Genomic DNA, 1,455 nt, shown 5'->3' on the forward strand with positions numbered 1-1,455 from the left:
TGCTGGTCACAGCCACTCGTCGAGGACCGCGACCAGCACGGCTGCTCCGCAGCGGGCGGCGAGTTCGTCGTACCTGGCGGCGACGGCCCGGTGGCGCTTGAGGCGGTTGCTCCCGCACTCGACCGCATGCCGCTGCTTGCAGCCGTCCTTGTCGAACGTCGGCGGCCGCCCGCCGCGCGAGCCGCGCTTCTGCCGGTTGCCGACCCGGTCCGCCGGGATGGGGATGGCGGCCTTGATCCCACGTCTGCGCAGGCAGGAGCGGTTGCCGCGGGAGTCGTACGCCTTGTCGGCCCGCACCCGGTCTGGGCGCTTGCGCGGCCTGCCGGGCCCCAGCCTCGGAAACCGGATGACTTCCAGGACGGGCTCGAACTGCGGCGAGTCGCCCCGCTGCCCGGCCGTGATCACCACCGACAAGGGTTTCTGGCCCTGCTCAACGGCGAGGTGCATCTTGCTGGTCAGGCCGCCGCGGGAGCGTCCGAGGCCGTGCTCGGCCGGCTCGACGAAGATCCCGCCGGGCGGCTCCTTTTGAAGGTCCCCCTTTTCACCGCCCCGGCGGCGTGCTGATGGGCCCGGCAGACGGTGGAGCCGACGTTCACGTCCCAGGTGATCAGGCCCTTCGTGTCCGCCTCGGCCTGGAGCCGGGTGAGGATCCCGGCCCAGGTTCCGTCCCGCCGCCAGCGCCGGAACAGGTCATGGACCCGGTCCCACGGGCCATGTCGTCGTCCTGTGCACCGTTTTCCACCCCATGGGCGAGAGACTGTTCTCGGCGGTGGAGTCGGCCTGGGGTGGGGCTCCGAGGGCGCGTGGGCCGAGAGGGCGGATCCCGGTGCCTACTCCTCGCCGTCGTCGGCCGGGGGCGGCGGCCACGGGTCGCCCCAGTCGGTGTCCCGGGCCGCCCGGTACAGGTCGCCGTGGCGCTTGGTGACGGTGGTGCGGCGCAGGGCCGGGTCCGTCTCGCACAGGTCGAGGAGGACCTGCCCCTTGCGGATCTGCGGCCTGCGGACGACGCGGGCGGGCGCGGGGCTCACCGGGAGGCGGGTGGCGGCGACGTAGCTGAACTTCTCGTCCTCGTAGGCGAGGGACCCTCCCTTGACCTGGCGGTGCAGCGAGGAGCGGCTGACCCGGGCCGAGAAGTGGCACCAGTCCGTGCCGGGGACGATGGGGCAGGCGGCGCTGTGCGGGCAGGGGGCGGCGACCCGGAAGCCGGCGGAGATCAGCCGGTCGCGGGCCTCGATGACGCGGGCGTAGCCGTCGGGGGTGCCGGGTTCGACGATCACGACGGCCCGCGCGGCCCCGGCGACGGCGTCGACGAGGGCGGCACGGTCGCCCTCGGTCAGTTCGTTGAGGACGTAGGAGACGGTGACGAGGTCGGCGTCGTCGAGGGTGAGGGCGGTGCCGATCCGGGAGCGCTGCCAGCGAGTGTCCGCGAGGGCGGGGTGGGCGGCGGCGAGTTCC

2 protein-coding genes are annotated in these 1,455 nt (G+C 73.7%); both read right to left on the minus strand.

Annotated features, from left to right (window positions below; translation table 11 throughout):
- Positions 1-6 precede the first annotated feature (6 nt).
- On the minus strand, positions 7-447 hold the full coding sequence (locus tag AOK18_RS34800) for a transposase (RefSeq protein ID WP_420865646.1): 441 nt from the start codon (positions 445-447) through the stop codon (positions 7-9).
- Positions 448-830: 383 nt separating this feature from the next.
- Positions 831-1,455: small ribosomal subunit Rsm22 family protein (locus AOK18_RS26765; RefSeq protein ID WP_240503325.1), on the minus strand; the 625-nt coding region annotated here is incomplete at its 5' end.

The sequence above is a fragment of the Streptomyces prasinopilosus genome (genome assembly GCF_001419695.1).
GTDB lineage: Bacteria > Actinomycetota > Actinomycetes > Streptomycetales > Streptomycetaceae > Streptomyces > Streptomyces prasinopilosus.